The 18,518-nt window shown below is 70.3% G+C and carries 18 protein-coding genes and 3 riboswitches; of the genes, 11 read left to right on the forward strand and 7 right to left on the reverse strand.

Features of this window, described 5'->3' with window-relative positions:
* Positions 1 to 51 precede the first annotated feature (51 nt).
* Positions 52 to 918 carry an MBL fold metallo-hydrolase gene (locus tag ACM0M4_RS11400; RefSeq protein WP_003101427.1) on the forward strand — a complete coding sequence of 289 codons (867 nt, stop codon included), beginning with the start codon at positions 52 to 54 and terminating at the stop codon, positions 916 to 918.
* On the opposite strand, the gene ACM0M4_RS11405 is transcribed toward ACM0M4_RS11400, so the two are convergent.
* Genes ACM0M4_RS11405 through ACM0M4_RS11420 form a run of 4 tightly spaced genes read right to left on the reverse strand, consistent with a single transcriptional unit; the run spans position 919 to position 5,900 of the window.
* A complete protein-coding gene (locus tag ACM0M4_RS11405) occupies positions 919 to 1,950 on the reverse strand; it encodes a FecCD family ABC transporter permease (RefSeq protein WP_003101425.1) in 1,032 nt (343 codons plus the stop codon).
* On the reverse strand, positions 1,947 to 2,918 hold the full coding sequence (locus ACM0M4_RS11410; protein WP_003118070.1) for an ABC transporter substrate-binding protein: 972 nt from the start codon (positions 2,916 to 2,918) through the stop codon (positions 1,947 to 1,949). Before ACM0M4_RS11410 ends, ACM0M4_RS11405 begins: the two co-directional genes overlap by 4 nt.
* Positions 2,915 to 3,688: an ABC transporter ATP-binding protein gene (locus tag ACM0M4_RS11415; RefSeq protein ID WP_003091019.1), complete on the reverse strand. Its 774-nt coding sequence runs from the start codon at positions 3,686 to 3,688 to the stop codon at positions 2,915 to 2,917. Before ACM0M4_RS11415 ends, ACM0M4_RS11410 begins: the two co-directional genes overlap by 4 nt.
* Before the next feature lie 52 nt (positions 3,689 to 3,740).
* Complete coding sequence (locus ACM0M4_RS11420; RefSeq protein ID WP_015649119.1) at positions 3,741 to 5,900, reverse strand: TonB-dependent receptor; 2,160 nt, start codon at positions 5,898 to 5,900, stop codon at positions 3,741 to 3,743.
* 99 nt (positions 5,901 to 5,999) lie between these two features.
* Positions 6,000 to 6,204, reverse strand: a riboswitch (cobalamin riboswitch).
* 157 nt (positions 6,205 to 6,361) lie between these two features.
* A riboswitch (yybP-ykoY riboswitch) is annotated at positions 6,362 to 6,530 on the forward strand.
* 6 nt (positions 6,531 to 6,536) lie between these two features.
* On the opposite strand from ACM0M4_RS11420, the gene mntP reads away from it, so the two are divergent.
* Positions 6,537 to 7,106 (forward strand): manganese efflux pump MntP, encoded by a 570-nt coding sequence (mntP, locus tag ACM0M4_RS11425; RefSeq protein WP_003122506.1) that lies wholly within the window; start codon positions 6,537 to 6,539, stop codon positions 7,104 to 7,106.
* 54 nt (positions 7,107 to 7,160) lie between these two features.
* Here mntP and ACM0M4_RS11430 read toward each other — a convergent pair whose 3' ends face one another.
* From ACM0M4_RS11430 to ACM0M4_RS11440, 3 genes are read right to left on the reverse strand one after another with little or no spacing between them, the layout of a single operon-like run.
* Positions 7,161 to 7,889: a cobalt-precorrin-6A reductase gene (locus ACM0M4_RS11430; RefSeq protein WP_016253210.1), complete on the reverse strand. Its 729-nt coding sequence runs from the start codon at positions 7,887 to 7,889 to the stop codon at positions 7,161 to 7,163.
* Complete coding sequence (locus tag ACM0M4_RS11435; protein WP_003114022.1) at positions 7,886 to 8,986, reverse strand: cobalt-precorrin-5B (C(1))-methyltransferase; 1,101 nt, start codon at positions 8,984 to 8,986, stop codon at positions 7,886 to 7,888. Before ACM0M4_RS11435 ends, ACM0M4_RS11430 begins: the two co-directional genes overlap by 4 nt.
* The gene (locus ACM0M4_RS11440) at positions 8,979 to 10,226 is read right to left on the reverse strand and encodes a bifunctional cobalt-precorrin-7 (C(5))-methyltransferase/cobalt-precorrin-6B (C(15))-methyltransferase (protein ID WP_016253211.1); all 1,248 of its coding nucleotides are present in this window, start codon (positions 10,224 to 10,226) and stop codon (positions 8,979 to 8,981) included. The genes ACM0M4_RS11435 and ACM0M4_RS11440 overlap by 8 nt, the downstream gene beginning before the upstream one ends.
* 85 nt (positions 10,227 to 10,311) lie before the next feature.
* A riboswitch (cobalamin riboswitch) is annotated at positions 10,312 to 10,562 on the forward strand.
* A gap of 90 nt (positions 10,563 to 10,652) precedes the next feature.
* Here ACM0M4_RS11440 and cobG point away from each other — a divergent pair.
* From cobG to ACM0M4_RS11485, 9 genes are all read left to right on the forward strand, one after another.
* Positions 10,653 to 12,023, forward strand: a complete 1,371-nt coding sequence (cobG, locus tag ACM0M4_RS11445) for a precorrin-3B synthase (RefSeq protein ID WP_283859780.1) — start codon at positions 10,653 to 10,655, stop codon at positions 12,021 to 12,023.
* Complete coding sequence (locus ACM0M4_RS11450; RefSeq protein WP_003107929.1) at positions 12,020 to 12,646, forward strand: precorrin-8X methylmutase; 627 nt, start codon at positions 12,020 to 12,022, stop codon at positions 12,644 to 12,646. The genes cobG and ACM0M4_RS11450 overlap by 4 nt, the downstream gene beginning before the upstream one ends.
* The gene (locus tag ACM0M4_RS11455; RefSeq protein WP_003091011.1) at positions 12,643 to 13,395 is read left to right on the forward strand and encodes a precorrin-2 C(20)-methyltransferase; all 753 of its coding nucleotides are present in this window, start codon (positions 12,643 to 12,645) and stop codon (positions 13,393 to 13,395) included. The genes ACM0M4_RS11450 and ACM0M4_RS11455 overlap by 4 nt, the downstream gene beginning before the upstream one ends.
* A complete protein-coding gene (gene cobJ / locus ACM0M4_RS11460; protein ID WP_031756751.1) occupies positions 13,388 to 15,067 on the forward strand; it encodes a precorrin-3B C(17)-methyltransferase in 1,680 nt (559 codons plus the stop codon). Before ACM0M4_RS11455 ends, cobJ begins: the two co-directional genes overlap by 8 nt.
* Positions 15,068 to 15,136: 69 nt before the next feature.
* A complete protein-coding gene (locus tag ACM0M4_RS11465) occupies positions 15,137 to 15,985 on the forward strand; it encodes a substrate-binding periplasmic protein (RefSeq protein ID WP_003117645.1) in 849 nt (282 codons plus the stop codon).
* The gene (locus ACM0M4_RS11470; RefSeq protein WP_003091008.1) at positions 15,982 to 16,341 is read left to right on the forward strand and encodes a DUF4398 domain-containing protein; all 360 of its coding nucleotides are present in this window, start codon (positions 15,982 to 15,984) and stop codon (positions 16,339 to 16,341) included. The genes ACM0M4_RS11465 and ACM0M4_RS11470 overlap by 4 nt, the downstream gene beginning before the upstream one ends.
* On the forward strand, positions 16,341 to 17,150 hold the full coding sequence (locus tag ACM0M4_RS11475) for an OmpA family protein (RefSeq protein ID WP_003091007.1): 810 nt from the start codon (positions 16,341 to 16,343) through the stop codon (positions 17,148 to 17,150). The genes ACM0M4_RS11470 and ACM0M4_RS11475 overlap by 1 nt, the downstream gene beginning before the upstream one ends.
* Before the next feature lie 193 nt (positions 17,151 to 17,343).
* Positions 17,344 to 17,982 (forward strand): response regulator transcription factor, encoded by a 639-nt coding sequence (locus ACM0M4_RS11480; protein WP_003091005.1) that lies wholly within the window; start codon positions 17,344 to 17,346, stop codon positions 17,980 to 17,982.
* A gap of 85 nt (positions 17,983 to 18,067) precedes the next feature.
* Positions 18,068 to 18,436, forward strand: a complete 369-nt coding sequence (locus tag ACM0M4_RS11485; RefSeq protein ID WP_003114734.1) for a hypothetical protein — start codon at positions 18,068 to 18,070, stop codon at positions 18,434 to 18,436.
* The last annotated feature ends 82 nt before the right edge of the window (positions 18,437 to 18,518 follow it).

An 18,518-nucleotide genomic window follows, 5' to 3' on the forward strand; every position in this document is an offset into this window, starting at 1 on the left:
GATCCGTAGCCATGGCGCGGTCGCCGTCAGCACGCCGCGCAAGGAACCTCCATGTTGAAACCCGACATCACTGCCTTCTTCGACCCGGCCACCTCCACCTACAGCTACGTGGTGCGCGACCCGTCCAGCCGCGCCTGCGCCATCGTCGACCCGGTGCTCGACTACGACCCGGCCGCCGGGCGCACCAGCCATGCCAGCGCCGAACGCCTGATCGCCCACGTTCGCCAGCACGACCTGCAGGTGGAATGGCTGCTGGAGACCCACGTGCACGCCGACCACCTGTCGGCGGCCATCTTCCTGCAGCGCGAACTGGGCGGGTGCCTGGCCATCGGCGCGCGAATCACCCAGGTGCAGGCGAAATTCTCCGGCCTGTTCAACCTCGGCGAGGCGTTCCCGGTGGACGGCCGCCAGTTCGAGCACCTGTTCGAGGACGGCGAGTCGTTCCGCATCGGCGCCCTGGAATGCCGCGCGCTGCATACCCCGGGGCATACCCCGGCGTGCATGACCTACCTGGTCGGCGACAGCGCCTTCGTCGGCGATACCCTGTTCATGCCCGACTACGGCACCGCCCGCTGCGATTTCCCCGGCGGCGACGCGCGCCAGCTGTATCGCTCGATCCAGCGCCTGTTCGCGCTACCCGACGCGACCCGCCTGTTCATGTGCCACGACTACACGGCTCCCGGCCGCGACGAGCACCGCTGCGAAACCAGCGTCGGCGAGCAGCGCCGGCACAACGTGCACGTCCGCGAAGGCGTCGACGAGGAGGCGTTCGTCGCCATGCGCCAGCAGCGCGATGCCACCCTCGGCATGCCGACCCTGATGCTGCCGGCGATCCAGGTCAACATGCGCGGCGGCAACCTGCCGCCGGTGGAAGGCAACGGGGTGCGTTACCTGAAGATCCCGCTGGATCTGTTCTGATCAGCTGCGGCGACGCAGCAGGAGAATGAAGAACAGCCCGCCGATGGCCGCGGTGGCGATGCCGATGGGCAGGTCCTGGGGGGCGATCAGGGTACGCGCGGCGACATCCATCCAGACCAGGAACAGCGCGCCGAGCAGGGCGCACACCGGCAGCAGTCGGCGGTGCTCGGCACCCACCAGCAGGCGCGCGGCGTGCGGCAGCATGAGACCGACGAAGCCGATGGCGCCGCTCACCGAGACCAGCACGCCGGTCAGCAGCGAGCAGCAGACGAAGACCCACAGGCGTACGCGACGGGCGTCCAGGCCGAGGGTCACGGCGGTCTGTTCGCCGGCCATCAGCGCGTTCAGCGCACGGCCCAGCCCGAGCAGTACCAGCAGGCCGCCGGCCACGCACAGCGCCGGCAGCCAGATCAACGACCAGCGCGCCAGGCCGAGGCCGCCGAGCATCCAGAACAGCACAGAGGAGGCGGCGCGGTGGTCGCCGAGGAACAGCAGCAGGTTGGCCAGCGCCAGGAGCACGAACGACACCGCGACCCCCGCCAGCAACAGCCGGTCGCTGCCCAGGCGGCCGCCGCGACTGGCCACGCCGAGCACCAGCAGCATGCTGCCGAGGGCGCCGAGGAAGGCCGCCAGCGGCAGGGTCAGCAGGCCGATCACCTCGCCGATGTAGAGCACCACCAACACCGCGCCGAGGGTCGCGCCGGAGGTGGCGCCGAGCAGGTGCGGATCGGCCAGCGGATTGCGCGTGACCGCCTGCAGGGCCGCTCCCACCAGCGCCAGGCCGGCGCCGACGCAGGCGCCGAGCAGTACCCGTGGGGCGCGGATCAGCCAGACGATGTGCTCCTGGCCGGCGCTCCAGGCACCGGGCTCCGCCGCCACGCCGAACAGGCGCTGGAGGACGATGCGGCCGACCAGGCCGCTGTCCAGTCGCGCCGGACCGAAGCCGAGGGCGACCACGCAGGACAGGCCGAGCAACATGACCAGGCTGCCCAGCAACAGGCAATAGGCGCGAGGGCTGCGGAACAGGGTCATGGACGTGGCGCCCGAGGGTGGAGGCCGGCGACCAGGGTTTCTATCGCCGCGGCGTTGCCGATGCCCGGCGTGGCCTGGTTATAGGGCAGGACGATGAAGCGTCGCTCGCGGATCGCGGTCAGGCTGCGCAGCGCCGGGTTCTCTTCGAGGAAGCGCTGCTTCTGCGCGGCGCTGGTCTCGCCGTAGTCGACGATGACGATGACCTGCGGATCGCGGGCGACCACGCTTTCCCAGTTGACCTGGGTCCAACTGGCCGCCACGTCGTCGGTCACGCTGCGGCCGCCGGCGGCCTCGATCAGCGCCTGCGGCATGCCCAGGCGGCCAGAGGTGAAGGGGCGGTCCTCGCCGCTGTCGTAGAGGAACACCCGCGGCGCCTCGGTGTTCGCCGGGATGCCGGCGCGGGCGCGCTCGATGCGTGCCTGGAGGCTGGCGACCAGGCGCTCGGCGCGCGGTTCGACGTCGAAGATCCGTCCCAGGTTGCGCAGGTCGCGGTACAGCTCGTCGAGGCTGGCGCGGCGCGGCTCGCCGATCTGCGCGCAGGATTCGCTCAGCTCGTAGACCTTCACCCCCAGCGGCTCCAGGCTGGCCGGAGTGAGGTCGCCGCCGACGCGCATGCCGTAGCCCCAACCGGCGAAGAAGAAGTCGGCGTCGACATCGAGCAGGGTTTCCGCCGTGGGGTAGCGCGCCACCAGCTCGGGCAGCGGCTTGAGCGCGGCGATCAATCCGGGATCGGCATTCTTCCACCAGCCGCTGATGCCGGTATAGCCGACCATGCGCGTCTGCAGACCGAGGGCGACCATCATCTCGGTGAGGTTGATGTCGTGGCTGACTGCGCGCGACGGCGCGCGCTCGAACGTCACTTCGCGCTCGCAGCTGCGCACGCTGAGCGGGTAGCGCTCGGCCAGCGCGGCATCGGCGCAGGCGAGCAGGGCGCCGAGCAGCAGGTGGTGCAGGATCGGGTGCTTCATGCTTGGGTAATCCAGGTCAGGCGCGGGTGGTCGGCGAGGGGGTGGCGGTCGACCAGGGCGCGGACGCCGAACACCCGCCACAGCAGGTCGGCGTCGAGCACCTCGGTCGGCGTGCCCTGGGCGACGATGCGCCCGCCGTCGAGCACGTAGAGGCGGTCGCAGAAGGCCGCCGCCAGGTTGAGGTCGTGGAAGCTCGCCAGGGTGCTCAGGCCGAGGCCGCGCAGCAGGCGCAGAAGCTCCAGCTGGTAGCGCGGGTCGAGGTGGTTGGTCGGTTCGTCGAGGATCAGCAGGCGCGGTTCCTGGACCAGCGCGCGAGCCAGCAGGGCGCGCTGCTTCTCGCCACCGGAGAGGCTGGCGAAGGGGCTCGCGGCACGCCCTTCGAGACCGACCTGGAGCAGCGCCTGGCGGACCCGCTGGCGGTCGTCCGCGCCGTGGCCGTCGAACAGGCCCTTGTGCGGCGTGCGGCCCATGGCGACCACGTCCTCGACGGCAAGGCCGAAGTCCTCGGGGAACTCCTGCAACACCACCGCGATACGCCGGGCGGCCCAGCGCGGCGGCTGGCGCCAGAGGTCGTCGCCGTCGAGCACCACCCGGCCGCGCTGCGGTCGCGCATAGCGGAAGGCGCAGCGCAGCAGGCTGGTCTTGCCGCTGCCGTTGGGGCCGATCAGGCCGACGAAGCTGCCGGCCGGGACTTCCAGGTGCACGCCGCGCAGCAACTCGGTGGAGGCGTCGGGCGACCAGTGCAGGGCATCGAGGTGAAGGGACGACATGGCTACTCGCAGGTCCGGTGGTTCAGCAGAGACGATTGCCGCGGTGCCGGCTTCAGAAACTGAAGTCGGCGGTGACGTTGAACGAGCGCGGCTGGCCCATGATCCATTGCTGGCCGTTGTTGTTGTCAGCCAGGGCGTACTGGCGGTCGAACAGGTTGTACAGCTCAAGGCCGAGGGTCAGGTCCGGCCGTACCCGCCAGCCCAGGTTGGCGTCGACCACCGTGTAGCCGGGCAGGCTGGCCTGGTTGGCGGCGTCGGCGTAGCGCCGGTCGACGTAGCGCAGCCCGGCGCCGACGCGCAGGGTCTCGGCGAAGGACTTGTCCAGCCAGAGGTTGGCGGTGCGCCGTGGCACGTTCCTGGGGCGGTTGCCGTTGCGCGAGTAGGTCTGCTTGTCGATCGTTTCGTCGAAGTCGTCGTATTCGGCACGCACCAGCGCGGCGTTCGCTGACAGCCGCCAGTCCTGGGCCAGGTTCAATTCCAGGCTGGCCTCCAGGCCGTCCGAACTCTGCTGGCCGACCTGCTGCGCGTCGTGCGGCGGCAGCGGGTTGGCGCTGAGCAGCTTCTTCTTGACGATATGGTAGGCGGCCAGGGTCCATTCGCCGCGACCGTCCGGGAACAGTTGCTTGAGGCCGACCTCGGTCTGCTTCGAGTGGGTCAGGTCCATTTGCTGCTGGGCCGCGTTGAGGGTGATCAGGTTGCTCACACCGTCTTCGCTGGTGGAGTACTGGCCGTACAGCGACAGTTCCGGGGTCAGCGCGAAGACCAGCCCGGCGCGCCAGTTGCCGCCCTGCAGGCTGCGGTCGCTGCGGGTGCCGGTGAGCAGGTCGTCGCGGTCGATATGGTTCTGGTCGCGGCGCACCCCGGTCACCAGCGACAGGCGCTCGTTGAGCTGCAGGCGGTTCTCGGCGAACAGGGCGAAGGTGCGGGTCTGGCTGCGCGAGTGCGGCCGGTAGGGCGAGCGGCTTTCGAAGTAGCCGGGCGCGGGATGCCAGGGGTCGATGTAGTCGCCGCCGACATCGGTATAGGGCGATATGTTGTTGGTCAGGCGGAAGCGGATGCGGTTGTACTCGGCGCCGACCAGGGTGCGGCTGTCGAGGCCGAACAGGGCGTGCTGGAAGGCGAAGGTCTGGCGGTCGCCGATCTGCTCCTGCTCGTGGCTGATGCGCAGGTAGTCCTTGCGCAACAGCTCTTCGCGCGGGACGTCCCATTCGTAGGTTTCGGCGTTGCGCCAGTGGCGGCGGGCCTTGATGTAGTACAGCTGGTTGCTCGCGGTGACGCTGTCGGAAAGGCTCCAGTCGCTGGTCAGGCGGGTCCACTGGTCGTTGTAGCGCTGCACGTCGTTGCGCACGTTGTAGTTCTTCTCGCGCAGGCGCTTGTGGTACTTGCCGCCGACCAGCGGGGTGCCGAAGTCGTTCATCGGCTCCTGGTCGCCATAGTCGTGGGCGAGGGTGAAGGCCAGATCGTCGCTGGCCTGCCAGCGCAGCGCCGCGCTGATGCCCAGGTTGCGCGAGTCGCCACGGTCGATCCAGCCGTGGCTCTGCTGCTGGTTCAGGTTGAGCCGGTAGCTGAGGCTGTCGGTCAGCGAGCCGCCGCTGTCCAGGGCCAACTGGCGGTTGTCGTAGGAGCCGTAGCCGAGGCGCAGGTGGTTGCGGATCTCGCCGGCGAAAGGCTTCTTCGGCACCACGTTGATCACCGCGCCGGTGGCGCCTTCGCCGTACAGCACCGAGGCCGGGCCGCGGATCACGTCGATGCGCTCGACCATCCACGGATCGCTGGGGAAGTTCACCGTGCCCATGCCGGTGTACAGGCGCGTGCCGTCGAACAGTTGCATCACCGATGCATGGCCGCTGAAGCCGCGCGCCGAGAGGCCGGTACCGCCATCTCCGGGGGTGCCGATGAAGCTGATGCCGGGGCTGCGGGTAACGGCGGCCTGGACGCTGGGGTTGTTGCGTCGGCGAACTTCCTCGCCGCTGATGCTGCTGGTGCTCGCCGGGGTGTCCAGGGCGCTGAGGCCCAGGCGCGAACCGGCACTGACCGGAGTGGCGAGGTCGATGTGGTCGAGTTCGGCGGGATCCTGGCGAACGCTGACCAACTGGCTGGGCAGGGCGAGGGCGGCTTCCTCGGTTTCGGCGAGGGCGGGCGGTACCAGCAGCAGGCTGGTGGAGAGGCCGAGGGCGAAAGGCTCGGTGCGCAAACGGCTGAAGCGGGGCATGGGCGTTCCATCTCATGACCGGGCAGGACGGAACGCGCAGGAAATCGCAGGCGCGACAGCGCCTCGAACAACCGGCTCGCTCCCGCCCACCGCGGGTGTGCCAACAGGGCGTTGCAGGCCGGTCTCCGGGCTTGCGAGGGTCGTGAAATCCTCGCCTTCCCATGCTGGAGCACAGTGGCCTGAAGAGGATTTCGCTCGCTTACCGTTGCGGGGGCAGCGCCGGACTGATCACCGAAGTGACGCACCGGCTTCCCGTTTCACCTCCTGCGCGGCGGCAGGAGGCACCTGGAACGGGCCGGATGGGAACATCCGCACCGTTTCCAGTCAAGCCTTGAACGATCTGGATTGAATAAAATGTTATACTATAACAATTCGCTTGTGCAGTCTTTCTTCGCCGGACCCCACGCCCTGGCGCAGCTTCCCGGGTCATCACATTTTCTTCACGCCGGCCTGCTATGCTGCCGGCCTTCCTTGGGGAGTAGCCTGCCGTCACCCGTTGACGGCGCGCTGGTCAACATTCTTGGCAACCTGCCATGGCCAGCGCATCCAACCGGATTGGTGAGACCAACGACATTCCTGCGCCGAAGCCGGGCCGCGGGGTCATGTCGTTGACTCATGCCCGGCTGGAGTATCCGCGTGAATCCCGTTTCCCTGATCTTCCTCGCCTTCGCCATGTCCACCGATGCCTTCGCCGCGGCCATCGGCAAGGGCTCCAGCCTGGATCGGCCGCGCCTGTCGGAGGCGTTGCGCACCGGGATAATCTTCGGCGTGATCGAGGCCATCACCCCTCTGGTCGGCTGGCTGCTTGGCCAGGCCGCCAGCCAGTTCGTCGCCGACTGGGATCACTGGATCGCCTTCGTCCTGCTGGTGCTGCTCGGCCTGCACATGATCCACAACGGCCTGCGCGCGGATCATGAGACGGAACAGGAAAAGCCCGGCCAGCATTCGTTCTGGATTCTCGCGGTGACGGCGCTGGCCACCAGCATCGACGCGCTGGCGGTGGGCGTCGGCCTGGCCTTCGTCGACGTCAACATCTTCCTCGCCGCCGGTGCCATCGGCCTGGCCACCATGACCATGGTCACCCTCGGCACCATGCTCGGCCGGGCGCTCGGCGCGGTGACCGGCAAGCGCGCGGAGATGGTCGGCGGGGTGGTGCTGATCCTGGTCGGCGCGACCATTCTCTACGAGCATCTCAGCGCGGCGTGAGCGGCGCCGGAGACGGAGGCGGGACAGGTCGCAGCGAGTGGGTGGGCGTTCGCTTCAGGCGCTTTCCCAATCGCGGATCGCCGTCAGCAGCGCCTCGCCGTCGGCGAACTCGCGGTCCGCCGGCGGCAGCGCCGGGCGCGCCAGGACCAGCACCGGCAGGCCCATTTCCCGCGCCACCTGGAGCTTCGGCTCGGTGGCCTGGCTACCGCTGTTCTTGCTCACCAGCACGTCGCAGGCGAGGCGCTCGAACAACGCCCGTTCGCCATCCAGGCTGAACGGCCCGCGCGCGCCGATCACCTTGGCGCGCGGCGCGGCCGGCTGGCCTTGCAGGCAGCGCACGGTCCAGTGCTGGTGCGGCGGGACCTGGCCGAGATGCTCCAGCGGTTCGCGGCCGAGGGTGAACAGCGGACGGCGGAAGGGTGCGAGGGCGGCGATCAGCTCGCGCCAGTCGGCTACCTCGCGCCAGTCGTCGCCGGGCCCGGCCTGCCAGCCGGGCCGGCGCAGCGCCCAGCAGGGCACTCCGGCCAGTCGCGCGGCGCGCACGGCGTTCTGGCTGATCCGTGCGGCGTAGGGGTGGGTGGCGTCCACCAGCAGGTCGAAGCCCTGCTCGTCGATGAACGCCGCCAGCCCTTCGGCGCCGCCGTAGCCGCCGACCCGGACCCGGCAGGCCAGGTCGCCGGGCACCTTGCCCAGCCCGGCGAGGCTGTAGAGATGCGCCGGACCGAGCCGGCGGGCGAGGGCCAGGGCCTCACCGATCCCGCCGAGCAGCAACAGGCGCTTCATCGGCGCTCCTCGCAGGCCTGGCCGACCAGGTTGCCCTGGCGGTCGATGGCGAAGACTTCCAGCGCCACCTCGGTGGGCACGATGCCGCGGGCGAAGCGCAGGGCGTGGGCGCAGACCGCATCGCCCAGGGCCACGCCTTCGGCGTGTGCCTGGGCCAGCGCCTGCTGGCTGGTGTTGGCGGCGCGCATGCTGTCCTGTAGCGCGGTGCTGGCACCGAGCGCGGCGGCCCAGCCGGCCAATTGCGGCAGGTCGATGCTGGAATGGCGGCTGTGCAGGTCGAGGTGGCCGCCGGCGAGCTTGCTGATCTTGCCGAAGCCGCCGCACAGGCTGAGCTTTTCCACCGGCGCCCTGCGCAGGTGCTTGAGCACCGCGCCGGCGAAGTCGCCCATCTCGATCAGGGCGATCTCCGGCAGCGCATAGCGCCGGCGCATGGCGTCCTCGCTGGCGTTGCCGGTACAGGCGGCGATGTGACGGACGCCGTTGGCGCGAGCGACATCGATGCCCTGATGGATCGAGGCGATATAGGCCGAGCAGGAGAACGGCCGGACGATGCCGCTGGTGCCGAGGATCGACAGCCCGCCGAGGATGCCCAGGCGCGGGTTCATGGTCTTCAGCGCCAGCTCGGCGCCGCCCTCCACGCCGATGGCGACCTCGAAGCCGCCGGCGTAGCCCCGTTCGGCGGCGAGCTGGGCGAGGTGGCGTTCGATCATCTGTCGCGGCACCGGATTGATCGCCGGCTCGCCGACCGCCAGGGTCAGCCCCGGGCGGGTCACCGTACCGACCCCGGGGCCGGCATGGAAGCGCACGCCAGGCTCGGCGCTCAGGCGCACCCGGGCGAACACCAGGGCGCCATGGGTGACGTCGGGATCGTCGCCGGCATCCTTGAGGGTGCCGGCTTCCGCGCCGTTTTCCCAGGCGCGGCAGAATTCCAGGCGCATCAGCACCTGCTGGCCCTTGGGCAGGACGATCTGCACCGCGTCGCTGATCGTGCCGCCCAGCAGCAGGCGCGCCGCCGCCAGGCTGGTGGCGGTGGCGCAACTGCCGGTGGTGTAGCCGCTGCGCAACGGCGCGGGCTGCTCGGGGGTTTCCTCACGCATCGCGGGGAGGCTTCCTGGCGGCGGGCTTGCGCAATTCCAGCAGGGTGATCGGCAAGGCCTGGCGCCAGGTGTCGAAACCGCCCAGCGGTCGCGCGTGGGCGACGCCGAGGCGGGTGAGGTCGCCACCCAGGCGTTGCTGCCAGTCGAGCAGCACCCGTTCGCTCTGCAGGGTGACCGCGTTGGCGAGCAGGCGGCCGCCGGGCCGCAGGCGCTTCCAGCAGGTTTCCAGCACGCCCTCGGCGGTGACCCCGCCGCCGATGAAGATGGCGTCCGGCTCGGGCAGTTCCAGCAGCGCCTCCGGGGCGCTGCCGGCGACCAGGTGCAGGGTCGGTACGCCTAGGGCGTCGCGGTTGTGGCGGATATGTTCCTGGCGCTCGTCGTTGGCTTCGATGGCGATCGCCCGGCAACTGGGGTGCGCGCGCATCCATTCGATGCCGATGGAGCCGCAACCGGCGCCGACGTCCCAGAGCAGCTCGCCGGGGCAGGGCGCCAGGCGCGCCAGGGTCACGGCGCGGACGTCGCGCTTGGTCAACTGGCCGTCGTGGCGATAGGCCTCGTCGGCCAGGCCCGGGGTCAGCGGCAGGCGCACGGCGCCGGCGCCGGCGCGGCATTCCACCGCCACCAGGTTGAGATCGGCGGCGCGCGGCAGCGACCAGTCGCCGGCGAGGCCGTCGAGACGGCGCTCGAGCGGCCCGCCGAGGTGTTCCAGCACGCTCAGGCGACTGGCGCCGAAGCCACGGGCGTTCAACAGGCGGGCGATGGCGGCCGGGCTGTCGCCGTCGTTGCTGAGGACCAGCAGGCGCCGGCCGTCGTGGACCTGTGCCTGCAGCGCCGCCAGCGGGCGCGCCACCAGCGACAGGCAGGCGACCTCCTGCAGGGCCCAGCCGAGGCGGGCGGCGGCCAGCGAGAGGGAGGAGGGCGCCGGCAGGACCCGCAGTTCGGTCGCCAGCAGTTGCCGGGCGAGACTGGCGCCGACGCCGAACAGCATCGGGTCGCCGCTGGCCAGCACGCAGGTCGGCTGGCCGCGCCGGGCCAGCAATGGTTCCAGGGAGAACGGCGTCGGCCAGGTTTCGCGGGCGGCGCCGATGCACGGCGGCAGCAGTTCCAGCTGGCGCGCCGCGCCGACGATCCGGCTGGCTTGCAGCAGGGCACGCCGGGCCTGCTTGCCGAGGCCGGGATAACCGTCCTCGCCGATGCCCACCAGGGTCAGCCAGGGCGGCGTCGAGTCTGCCGATGACACGGTTCCGATACTCCTGAAATGCGTCTGTGAAGGGCCCGCGACGGCTTCCGGACGGAATGGGTTTTCCCGGCCCCGGGCTGGGCGGCATAATAGCGCGTTCGTCGGTGCCCGGCCCTTTCGCGTTAGCGCGGGGCCAACGAGGGCCGAAGAGGGAACACGGAGCCGCGGTCTTTTCGAAGCCCGGGCCTAGCCGTGGCTGCCCCCGCAACTGTATGCAGCCTGTATTCGCGCCATTCGCCACTGGATTACCGGGAAGGCGGCGCGAAGCGGAGGTTCCTCCCCCGGGTGGAACGCCGGGCTGCGAGCCAGGAGACCTGCCGCCGAAACCAGTCGCGAGTGCCAACATCGGGCGGGGTGTACCGATGCCGTGGTCTGTCCCTGGGGGACAGCGGTGCGGTCGCCGCGACGCCGATTCGAGTAGCGTTTTTGAACGACGACCAGACCCCGGCGCCCCTGCCCGTACCACGTCCGTCGCCCTGTCCCGGCCTGCTGCGTATCGTCCAGGCGCTGGACGGCGGCATCTGCCGCATCAAGCTCGACGCCGGCCGCCTGGACGCCGCCCAGGCACGCGCCGTGGCGGCCGCGGCGCGGGATTGCGCCAGCGGCGTGATCGAGGCGACCAACCGTTCCAACCTGCAATTGCGCGGCGTCCGTCGCGGCGAGGAAGAGCGGCTTGTCCGCCGCCTGCTGGACGCCGGCCTCGGTCCCCGGCATGAGTCCCTGGCCGGCGCCGACGACGTGCGTAACCTGATGCTCAGCCCGGCCGCCGGGCTCGATCCGCACCTGTCGCTGGACGTGCGCCCGCTGGCCGCTCGGCTGTTGCTGCGGCTCCAGGCGGACAGCCGCTACCACGCGCTGTCGGCCAAGTTCGCCATCCAGCTGGACGGCGGCGAAGACCTGGCGATGCTCGAACATCCCCATGACATCTGGCTCTCGCCGATGCCCGCGGCGCCGACCGCGACGCTGGTCTTCGGACTCGCCGGCTGCCCGGCCCGCGACCGCCCCCTGGCGGCGTTGCCGGCGGAGCGGGGCGAGTCCCTGGTGCTGGCGCTGCTCGACCTGTTCCTCGAGCGCGCCCAGCCGCAACAGACGCGAATGCGCCACCTGTTGCAGGAGCTGGCCGGAGAACCCTTGCTGGAGGCCTTGCAGGCGCGCCTGGATTTCCCTCTGCGGCGTGACGAGCGGGTGGCGGCCTGGCGGCGTTCGCCGGGGCGTCCGTGGAGTCATCTCGGCGTCCAGCCGCAACGCCAGCCGGGCCTGGTGATGGTCGGCGCGGCGGCGCCGCTCGGCCGGCTCGACAGCGCTTGCCTGGAAGGCCTGGCCGAGCTGGTCGAACGCCATGGCGACGGCAGCCTGCGCCTGACCCCCTGGCAAAGCGTGCTCCTGCCGAACCTGGCGCACGCCGAGGCCGACCAGGCGCTGCTCGGCCTGCGCGGACTCGGCCTGCTGACCGAGCCCGATGCGCCGTTGGCGCGGCTGATCGCCTGCAGCGGTTCCAGCGCCTGCGCCAGGGGCCTGGCCGACACCAAGGGCGACGCCTTGCGCCTGGCCGAACGCCTCGGCCCGCGCAGCGACCTGCCGCAACTGCACCTGTGCGGCTGCGAACGGTCCTGCGCCGCCGCCCACCGCGCGCCGCTCACCCTGCTGGCGCGCAGCGGCGGGTTCTACGACCTGTACCGGCACGACCCATGCCACCCCGGATTCGGCCAGTTGCTGGCCAGCCGCCTGACTTTCGCCACGGCCGCCGACTACCTGGCGGCCCTGCCTTCCCAGCCCACTTCCGGAAAACCCGCATGATTGACTACATCCGCGATGGCCAGGCGATCTATCGCCAGTCGTTCGCCACCATCCGCGCCGAAGCGAACCTCGCCGGCATCCCGGCCGACCTTGAAAAGCTCGCGGTCAGGGTGATCCACGCCTGCGGCATGGTCGACGTGGTCGACGACCTGCGCTTCTCGCCCGGCGCCGGCGCCGCCGGCCGCGCCGCGCTGGCCGCCGGCGCGGCGATCCTCTGCGACGCGCGGATGGTCGCCGAAGGCGTGACCCGCTCGCGGCTGCCCGCCGCCAACCGGGTGATCTGCACCCTCAACGAAGCGGACGTGCCGGCGCTCGCCACGGAACTCGGCAATACCCGCTCGGCGGTGGCCCTGGAGCACTGGCGCGAGCACCTGGAGGGCAGCGTGGTGGTGATCGGCAACGCGCCGACCGCGCTGTTCTACCTGCTGGAAATGCTCGACGCCGGCGCGCCGAAACCGGCGCTGATCCTGGGCTTCCCGGTCGGCTTCGTCGGCGCCGCGGAATCCAAGGAGATGCTCGCCGCCGATAGCCGCGGGGTGCCCTACGTGATCGTCCGCGGTCGCCGTGGCGGCAGCGCCATGGCCGCCGCGGCGGTGAACGCCCTGGCCACGGAGCGCGAATGATGAGTGTCGTGAAGGGCCGCCTGCTGGGCCTGGGCGTCGGGCCCGGCGATCCCGAACTGATCACCCTCAAGGCCCTGCGCCTGCTGCGCGCGGCGCCGGTGGTCGGCTATTTCGTGGCCAAGGGCAAGAAGGGCAACGCCTTCGGCATCATCGAGGCGCACCTGGACCAGGCCCAGGTGCGCCTGCCGCTGGTCTACCCGGTGACCACCGAGAAGCTGGAACCGCCGCTGTGCTACGAGACCATCATCAGCGATTTCTACGACACCGCCGCCGAACAGCTGGCCGCGCACCTGGACGCCGGCCGCGACGTGGCGGTGATCTGCGAGGGCGACCCGTTCTTCTACGGTTCCTACATGTACCTGCACGACCGCCTGGCGACGCGCTACGAAAGCGAAGTGGTGCCTGGCGTCTGCTCGATGCTCGGCGGCGCGGCGGTGCTCGGTGCGCCGCTGGTGTACCGCAACCAGAGCCTCTCGGTGCTCTCCGGAGTGCTGCCCGAGGAGGAGTTGCGCCGGCGCCTGGCGGATGCCGACGCGGCGGTGGTGATGAAGCTCGGCCGCAATTTCGACAAGGTCCGCCGCGTGCTGGTCGAGCTTGGCCTCGAGCGCCGCGCGCTGTACGTCGAGCGGGCGACCATGGCCAACCAGCGGATCGTGCCGTTGGAACGGGTGGAGCCGATGGCCTCGCCGTACTTCTCGCTGATCGTCGTCCCCGGCGACAAGTGGCAGGGAGGGGCCGGCGGTGAGTGACGCCCAGCAGGTTCCGGCCATCGTCATCCTCGGCCAGGGCGCGCTGGATACCGCGCGGCGGGTCCAGGCGCGCTATCCCGGGGCGCTGGTCCACGGGCTCGCCGGGCGGGTCGAGGCCGACCGTTCCTATACGGACTTCGGCGACACCCTGCGCGAACTGTATTGCGCCGACCGCCCGATCGTCGCCCTGTGCGCCGCCGGCATCGTCATTCGCAGCCTGGCGCCGTTGTTGCAACGCAAGGGAGCGGAGCCGCCGGTGCTGGCCCTGGCCGAGGACGGTAGCGCGGTGGTGCCGCTGCTCGGCGGGCTGGCCGGGGTCAACCGGCTGGCGCGGGAAATCGGCGAGGTGCTGGCCGTGGCGCCGGCGATCACCACCAGCGGCGAGCTGCGCTTCGGCACCTGCGTGCTCAACCCGCCCGCCGGTTATGTCCTGACCGACCTGGAGCAGGGCAAGCGCTTCGTTGCCGATTTGCTCGGTGGCCAGCCGGTGCGCGTCGAGGGTGCCGCCGACTGGCTCGACGCGGCCCGTTTGCCGCGCGACCCGGAGGCAGCGCTGGCGATTCACGTGACGCCCTCGGCGCGTGCGCCGCGGGCCGAGGAACTGCTGATCCATCCGCGCTGCGTGCTGGCGGCGCTCGAACCTGCCGACGCGGCGGCGGACGCGGTGCGCCAGGCGCTGGTCGATGCCGGCCTGGCCGCGGCGGCGCTCGGCGGCTTGCTGGCCGACAGCGCGCGGATGGCCGATCCGCGCCTGCAGGCCGCCGCCGATGCGCTCGGCGTACCGCTGCGCTTCCTGCCGCAGGCCGATCCCGCTGCGCGCCTGCGCCAGGCCTTGCCCGCCGCCGAGCAGGTCGGCGACCGGCTGGCGGTGGCCGCCGCGCCCTTGGCGATGGACCGCATCGGCCAGCGTCGCGGCCGACTCACAGTGATCGGCCTGGGGCCCGGCTGCGCCGAGCTGATGGTGCCTGCGGCGCGGCGGGCACTGGACGAGGCCGAGGACATCCTCGGCTACCAGACCTACGTCGACATGGCCGGACCCTTCCGCGCCGGACAGGTGCTGCATGGCAGCGACAACCGCGAGGAATTGCAGCGCGCCCGGCATGCCTTCGAACTGGCGGCGACGGGCAGGGCGGTGGTGCTGGTATCGTCCGGCGACCCCGGCGTGTTCGCCATGGCCGCCGCGGTGCTGGAAGCCCTGCATGGCGCTGGCGAGCCGGCCTGGGACGCGGTCGAGCTGCGGATCTTCCCTGGCGTCTCGGCGGCCCTGGCCACCGCGGCCAGGGCGGGGGCGCCTCTGGGCCACGATTTCTGCCTGCTGTCGCTGTCCGACAACCTCAAGCCCTGGGAGGTGATCGAGCGGCGCCTGGACCTGGCCGGCGCCGCCGACCTGGCGATGGCTTTCTACAATCCGATCTCGCGGGCGCGGCCCTGGCAACTGGGACGGGCGCTGGAGATCGTCGCCCGCCATCGTTCGCCGCAGACCCTGGTGGTGCTCGGTCGCGACATCGGGCGGCCCGGTGAGCGCCTGCTGCGCACCACCCTGGGCGAGCTGCGTGCGGAGCAGGTGGACATGCGCACCCTGGTGATCATCGGCTCGTCCACTACCCGCAGCTTCCCGCGCGCCGACGGCGAAGCCTGGGTCTACACGCCGCGCTGGTACCCATCGGAATAGCGGGGCGGGAGCGCGCGCGGAAATGTGGCAGACTGCTGCGCGCATCCCTGTACCGCGGAGCCTGAATCCATGTCCTTTCGCTGTTCCCCGTGCCGCCTGGCCGGCATCCTGCTGGCGGCGCTGTTCGTTCCGGGGCTGGCCGCGGCGGCCGGCTCCTGCGAGCGCCTGGTGGCCACCGGCAACCCGGAGTACCCCCCCTACCTGTGGCGCGACCCGCAGGATCCGAAGCGCCTGATCGGAGCCAATGCCGACCTGTTGCAGCGCCTGGGCAAGGAGCTCGGCGTGCGCATCGACGTGCTCTACAGCGGCTCCTGGGAGGAGGCCCAGGAAGAGGTGACCAGCGGTCGCGCCGACCTGCTCGCCGGGGCCTACCTGACCCTGGCACGGCTCGGCAGCATGGACTATGTACATCCGCCGTTCCTGATGACCAGCGGGGTGGTCTGGGTGAACAAGGACGCCGCGTTCCCGTTCATCGGCCGCGACGACCTGATCGGGCACAAGGGCAGCGTGCTGGCCGGCAGCAGCCTGGGCGAGGAGTTCGACCGCTTCGCCAAGGCCAGTCTCGACCTGAAGCCGGTGCCGAGCCTGACCCAGGGCTTGCAGGACCTGATGCTCAAGCGCAGCGAGTTCCTCCTCTACCAGGCGTTGCCCGGGCAGGCCCAGGTCGAGGCGCTGGGCATGGCCGACGACCTGGAGGCGCTGGAACCGGTGCTGAGCAGCGAGGGGCTGTACCTGACGCTGTCGCACAACTCCGCCTGCAACGATCCGTGGCTGCGCGGACAACTGGCGAAAAAGATGACAGAATTGTCGGCTGCCGGCGTTCCCGTAACGCTCTTGCAGGACAATCTCGAACGCTGGAAAGCCCAGCAATTGCCGGCTTCCGGCGCCAGTTCGACTACGCAGGAAAGTGACTTGTGAGCATTCGATGGATGATGGCCGCAGGCCTCGCCGCGCTGACCCTGAGCGGTTGTGCGAGCAACGACCCGGCTCCGCTGGAGCAGATGCGCCTGACCGAACAGGCGCTGGAGCAGGCCAAGGCGGTGGGTGCCACCGACGACGTGGCCGAGCTGAAACTGGCCCAGGACAAGTACGCCGCGGCGCAGATCGCGATGACCGCGGAGTCCTACAAGAAGGCGCGCCTGTTGGCCGAGCAGGCCGAGCTGGACGCACGCCTCGCCGAGTCCAAGGTGCTGACGCAGAAGAGCAAGGACCAGCTCGGCGAGCTGGACAAGAGCCTGAAACGTCTGCGCAAGCAACTGGGGGAGACCGACTGATGCCGGGCAAAGCGACTCTCTTCGCCACCCTGCTGGCCTGCGCCGCGCTGGCTGGCTGCGCCGACCACAAGCTCAGCGAACAGTCGCTGGCCAAGGCGCAGAGCGAGTTCGACCAGGTCAAGGAAGATTCCGACGTGCTCCGCGCGGCGCCCAAGGATGTGATCCGCGCCGGCGAATCGCTGGCCCGCGCCGAACGCCTGTCCAGCTACTGGGGCAGCAGCAGCGACGTGATCCAGTATGCCTACCTGAGCCAGCGCTACAGCGAGATCGCTCGCCAGCACGCCTTGCTCAACCTCAACCAGGAGCGCCTGACCCGCCTGCAACTGGAGCGCGAGCGCCTGCAACTGGCCCTGCGCGAAGCCAAGCTGCTCAGCGTGCAGGAGCAGGGCCAGCGCCTGAGCGAGGAGATCGCCAGTCTCAGCACCGAGGAAACCGAGCGTGGCCTGGTGCTCACCCTTGGCGACGTGCTGTTCGACTTCAACCGCGCCGAACTCAAGCCGGCGGCCAACCGCACCGCGCTGAAGCTGGTGCAGTTCCTCCAGCTCAATCCGCGGCGGGTGATCCGCATCGAAGGCTATACCGACAGCGTCGGCGACAGGCAGGCCAACCTCGACCTGTCGCGCGAGCGCGCCCAGGCGGTGGCCGACGTGCTCGCCGATCTCGGCGTGGATCCCGCGCGCATGCAGGTGGTCGGCTACGGCGAAGCCTTCCCGGTCACCGACAACGCCTCCAACCGGGGACGGGCGCAGAACCGCCGGGTGGAGATCGTCTTCTCCAACGACAAGGGCCAGCTCAGCGCGCCGCGCTGAGAACCGCGCCGCCGCAGGAAGCCCCGGTACCCCAAAGGGTCCGGGGCTTTTTTCGTCTGGCGAACCGGGTGGCGCTGGATTTCTCTGTCAGAACTTGCGCAAGAGCGGGCTATCATCGGGATCGAACTAGTTCGAGCGGCAATCCGTGCAGCATAAGCACCTTGTATTTCGTTATAACGAGTAGAGAGGCGCCATGAGTTCGAACGAAACCCTGCCGGGGTTGGTGATCGCCGATTCCTTCCCGGTCATGCAGTGGGCGCTGCAGCGCTACCTCAGCGAGGAGTGCGGACGCCAGGTGCTGGCGGTGGTCGGCGATAGCGACAGCCTGGTGGAGCGCCTGGCCGACCTGCCGCCGGAAAGCATCCTGATCACCGAGCTGGGCTTGCCTGGCCAGCGCAGCCGCGACGGTATCCACCTGGTGGAATGGCTGACTCGGCACTGCCCGCAAATGAAGGTGATGGTCTACTCGGTGTTCAGCGCGCCGTTGCTGGCCAAGGCGGTCCTGCGCAGCGGCGCCTCGGCCTACATCAGCAAGCGCAGCCCGCTGGAGACGCTGAAGGCGGCGCTGGAGTGCATGGCGCTCGGACAGACCTTCCTCGACCCCGGCCTGCACCCGCAGCGGCATACCGGCAAGCCGCTGAGCCCCACCGAGGTGGACATCCTCCGGCGCCTGGCGCGTGGCGACACGGTCAGCGAGATCGCCCAGCGGACCATGCGCAGCGTGTCGACCATCAGCACCCACAAGAAGAACGCGATGGTCAAGATAGGCCTCAACAGTGACGCCGAACTGATCGCCCTGGGCGTGATGAACTGGCTCCACGAACTCGCCTGACCGGGTTCGAAACATCTCGACCGCCAGTTGCGGAACAATCCTCGCCAGCCCCCGGGAGCCATCCCGCCGCAGCCGAGGAATCCGCATGATCCGCCAGCCCCGCTTTGCCCGTTTCGTCCTGCCGTTGTTGCTGAGCCTGTGCCAGCCGTCCTTCGCCGCCGAACTCCGCGCGGTTGCCGAAGCACGCCGCCAGGAACTCCTGCTGGAGGACTCGCCGGTGGCGTGCGGCGAGGTGGGCTGCACGGCGCGGGAAAGCCTCAGCCTGGTGGCGTTGCAGGTGCAGGCCCGGGTTCTGGTCACCCGCCTCGGCCGCGATGATTTTTCCCCGGCCGCCCGCCAGCCCGCCGCCGTCCCGGACTACCGCCTGTTCGGCGATCTCGGCCTGGCGCCAAGCCCCTTCGCCTGGCAAGCGTTGACCGGCGAGAGCGCGGCGGCGGACGCGTTGCGTTTCTGACTTTCCCTATGGCCGCTCCCCAGGCGGCTCTTGGCGGACTGTTTCCCGCCCGCACCCGGCCGGTGGCGACCGACCGGGTTTT

The sequence above is a fragment of the Pseudomonas sp. 18-147 genome (assembly GCF_051048045.1).
Taxonomy (GTDB): Bacteria; Pseudomonadota; Gammaproteobacteria; order Pseudomonadales; family Pseudomonadaceae; genus Pseudomonas; species Pseudomonas aeruginosa.

Excerpts from the sequence above, each read along its gene's own strand:
- ACM0M4_RS11400 (WP_003101427.1), top strand. The coding sequence starts at position 52 with ATGTTGAAACCCGACATCACTGCCTTCTTCGACCCGGCCACCTCCACC.
- ACM0M4_RS11405 (WP_003101425.1), bottom strand. The coding sequence starts at position 1,950 with ATGACCCTGTTCCGCAGCCCTCGCGCCTATTGCCTGTTGCTGGGCAGC.
- ACM0M4_RS11410 (WP_003118070.1), bottom strand. The coding sequence starts at position 2,918 with ATGAAGCACCCGATCCTGCACCACCTGCTGCTCGGCGCCCTGCTCGCC.
- ACM0M4_RS11415 (WP_003091019.1), bottom strand. The coding sequence starts at position 3,688 with ATGTCGTCCCTTCACCTCGATGCCCTGCACTGGTCGCCCGACGCCTCC.
- ACM0M4_RS11420 (WP_015649119.1), bottom strand. The coding sequence starts at position 5,900 with ATGCCCCGCTTCAGCCGTTTGCGCACCGAGCCTTTCGCCCTCGGCCTC.
- ACM0M4_RS11430 (WP_016253210.1), bottom strand. The coding sequence starts at position 7,889 with ATGAAGCGCCTGTTGCTGCTCGGCGGGATCGGTGAGGCCCTGGCCCTC.
- ACM0M4_RS11435 (WP_003114022.1), bottom strand. The coding sequence starts at position 8,986 with ATGCGTGAGGAAACCCCCGAGCAGCCCGCGCCGTTGCGCAGCGGCTAC.
- ACM0M4_RS11450 (WP_003107929.1), top strand. The coding sequence starts at position 12,020 with ATGATTGACTACATCCGCGATGGCCAGGCGATCTATCGCCAGTCGTTC.
- ACM0M4_RS11455 (WP_003091011.1), top strand. The coding sequence starts at position 12,643 with ATGATGAGTGTCGTGAAGGGCCGCCTGCTGGGCCTGGGCGTCGGGCCC.
- ACM0M4_RS11465 (WP_003117645.1), top strand. The coding sequence starts at position 15,137 with ATGTCCTTTCGCTGTTCCCCGTGCCGCCTGGCCGGCATCCTGCTGGCG.
- ACM0M4_RS11475 (WP_003091007.1), top strand. The coding sequence starts at position 16,341 with ATGCCGGGCAAAGCGACTCTCTTCGCCACCCTGCTGGCCTGCGCCGCG.
- ACM0M4_RS11480 (WP_003091005.1), top strand. The coding sequence starts at position 17,344 with ATGAGTTCGAACGAAACCCTGCCGGGGTTGGTGATCGCCGATTCCTTC.
- ACM0M4_RS11485 (WP_003114734.1), top strand. The coding sequence starts at position 18,068 with ATGATCCGCCAGCCCCGCTTTGCCCGTTTCGTCCTGCCGTTGTTGCTG.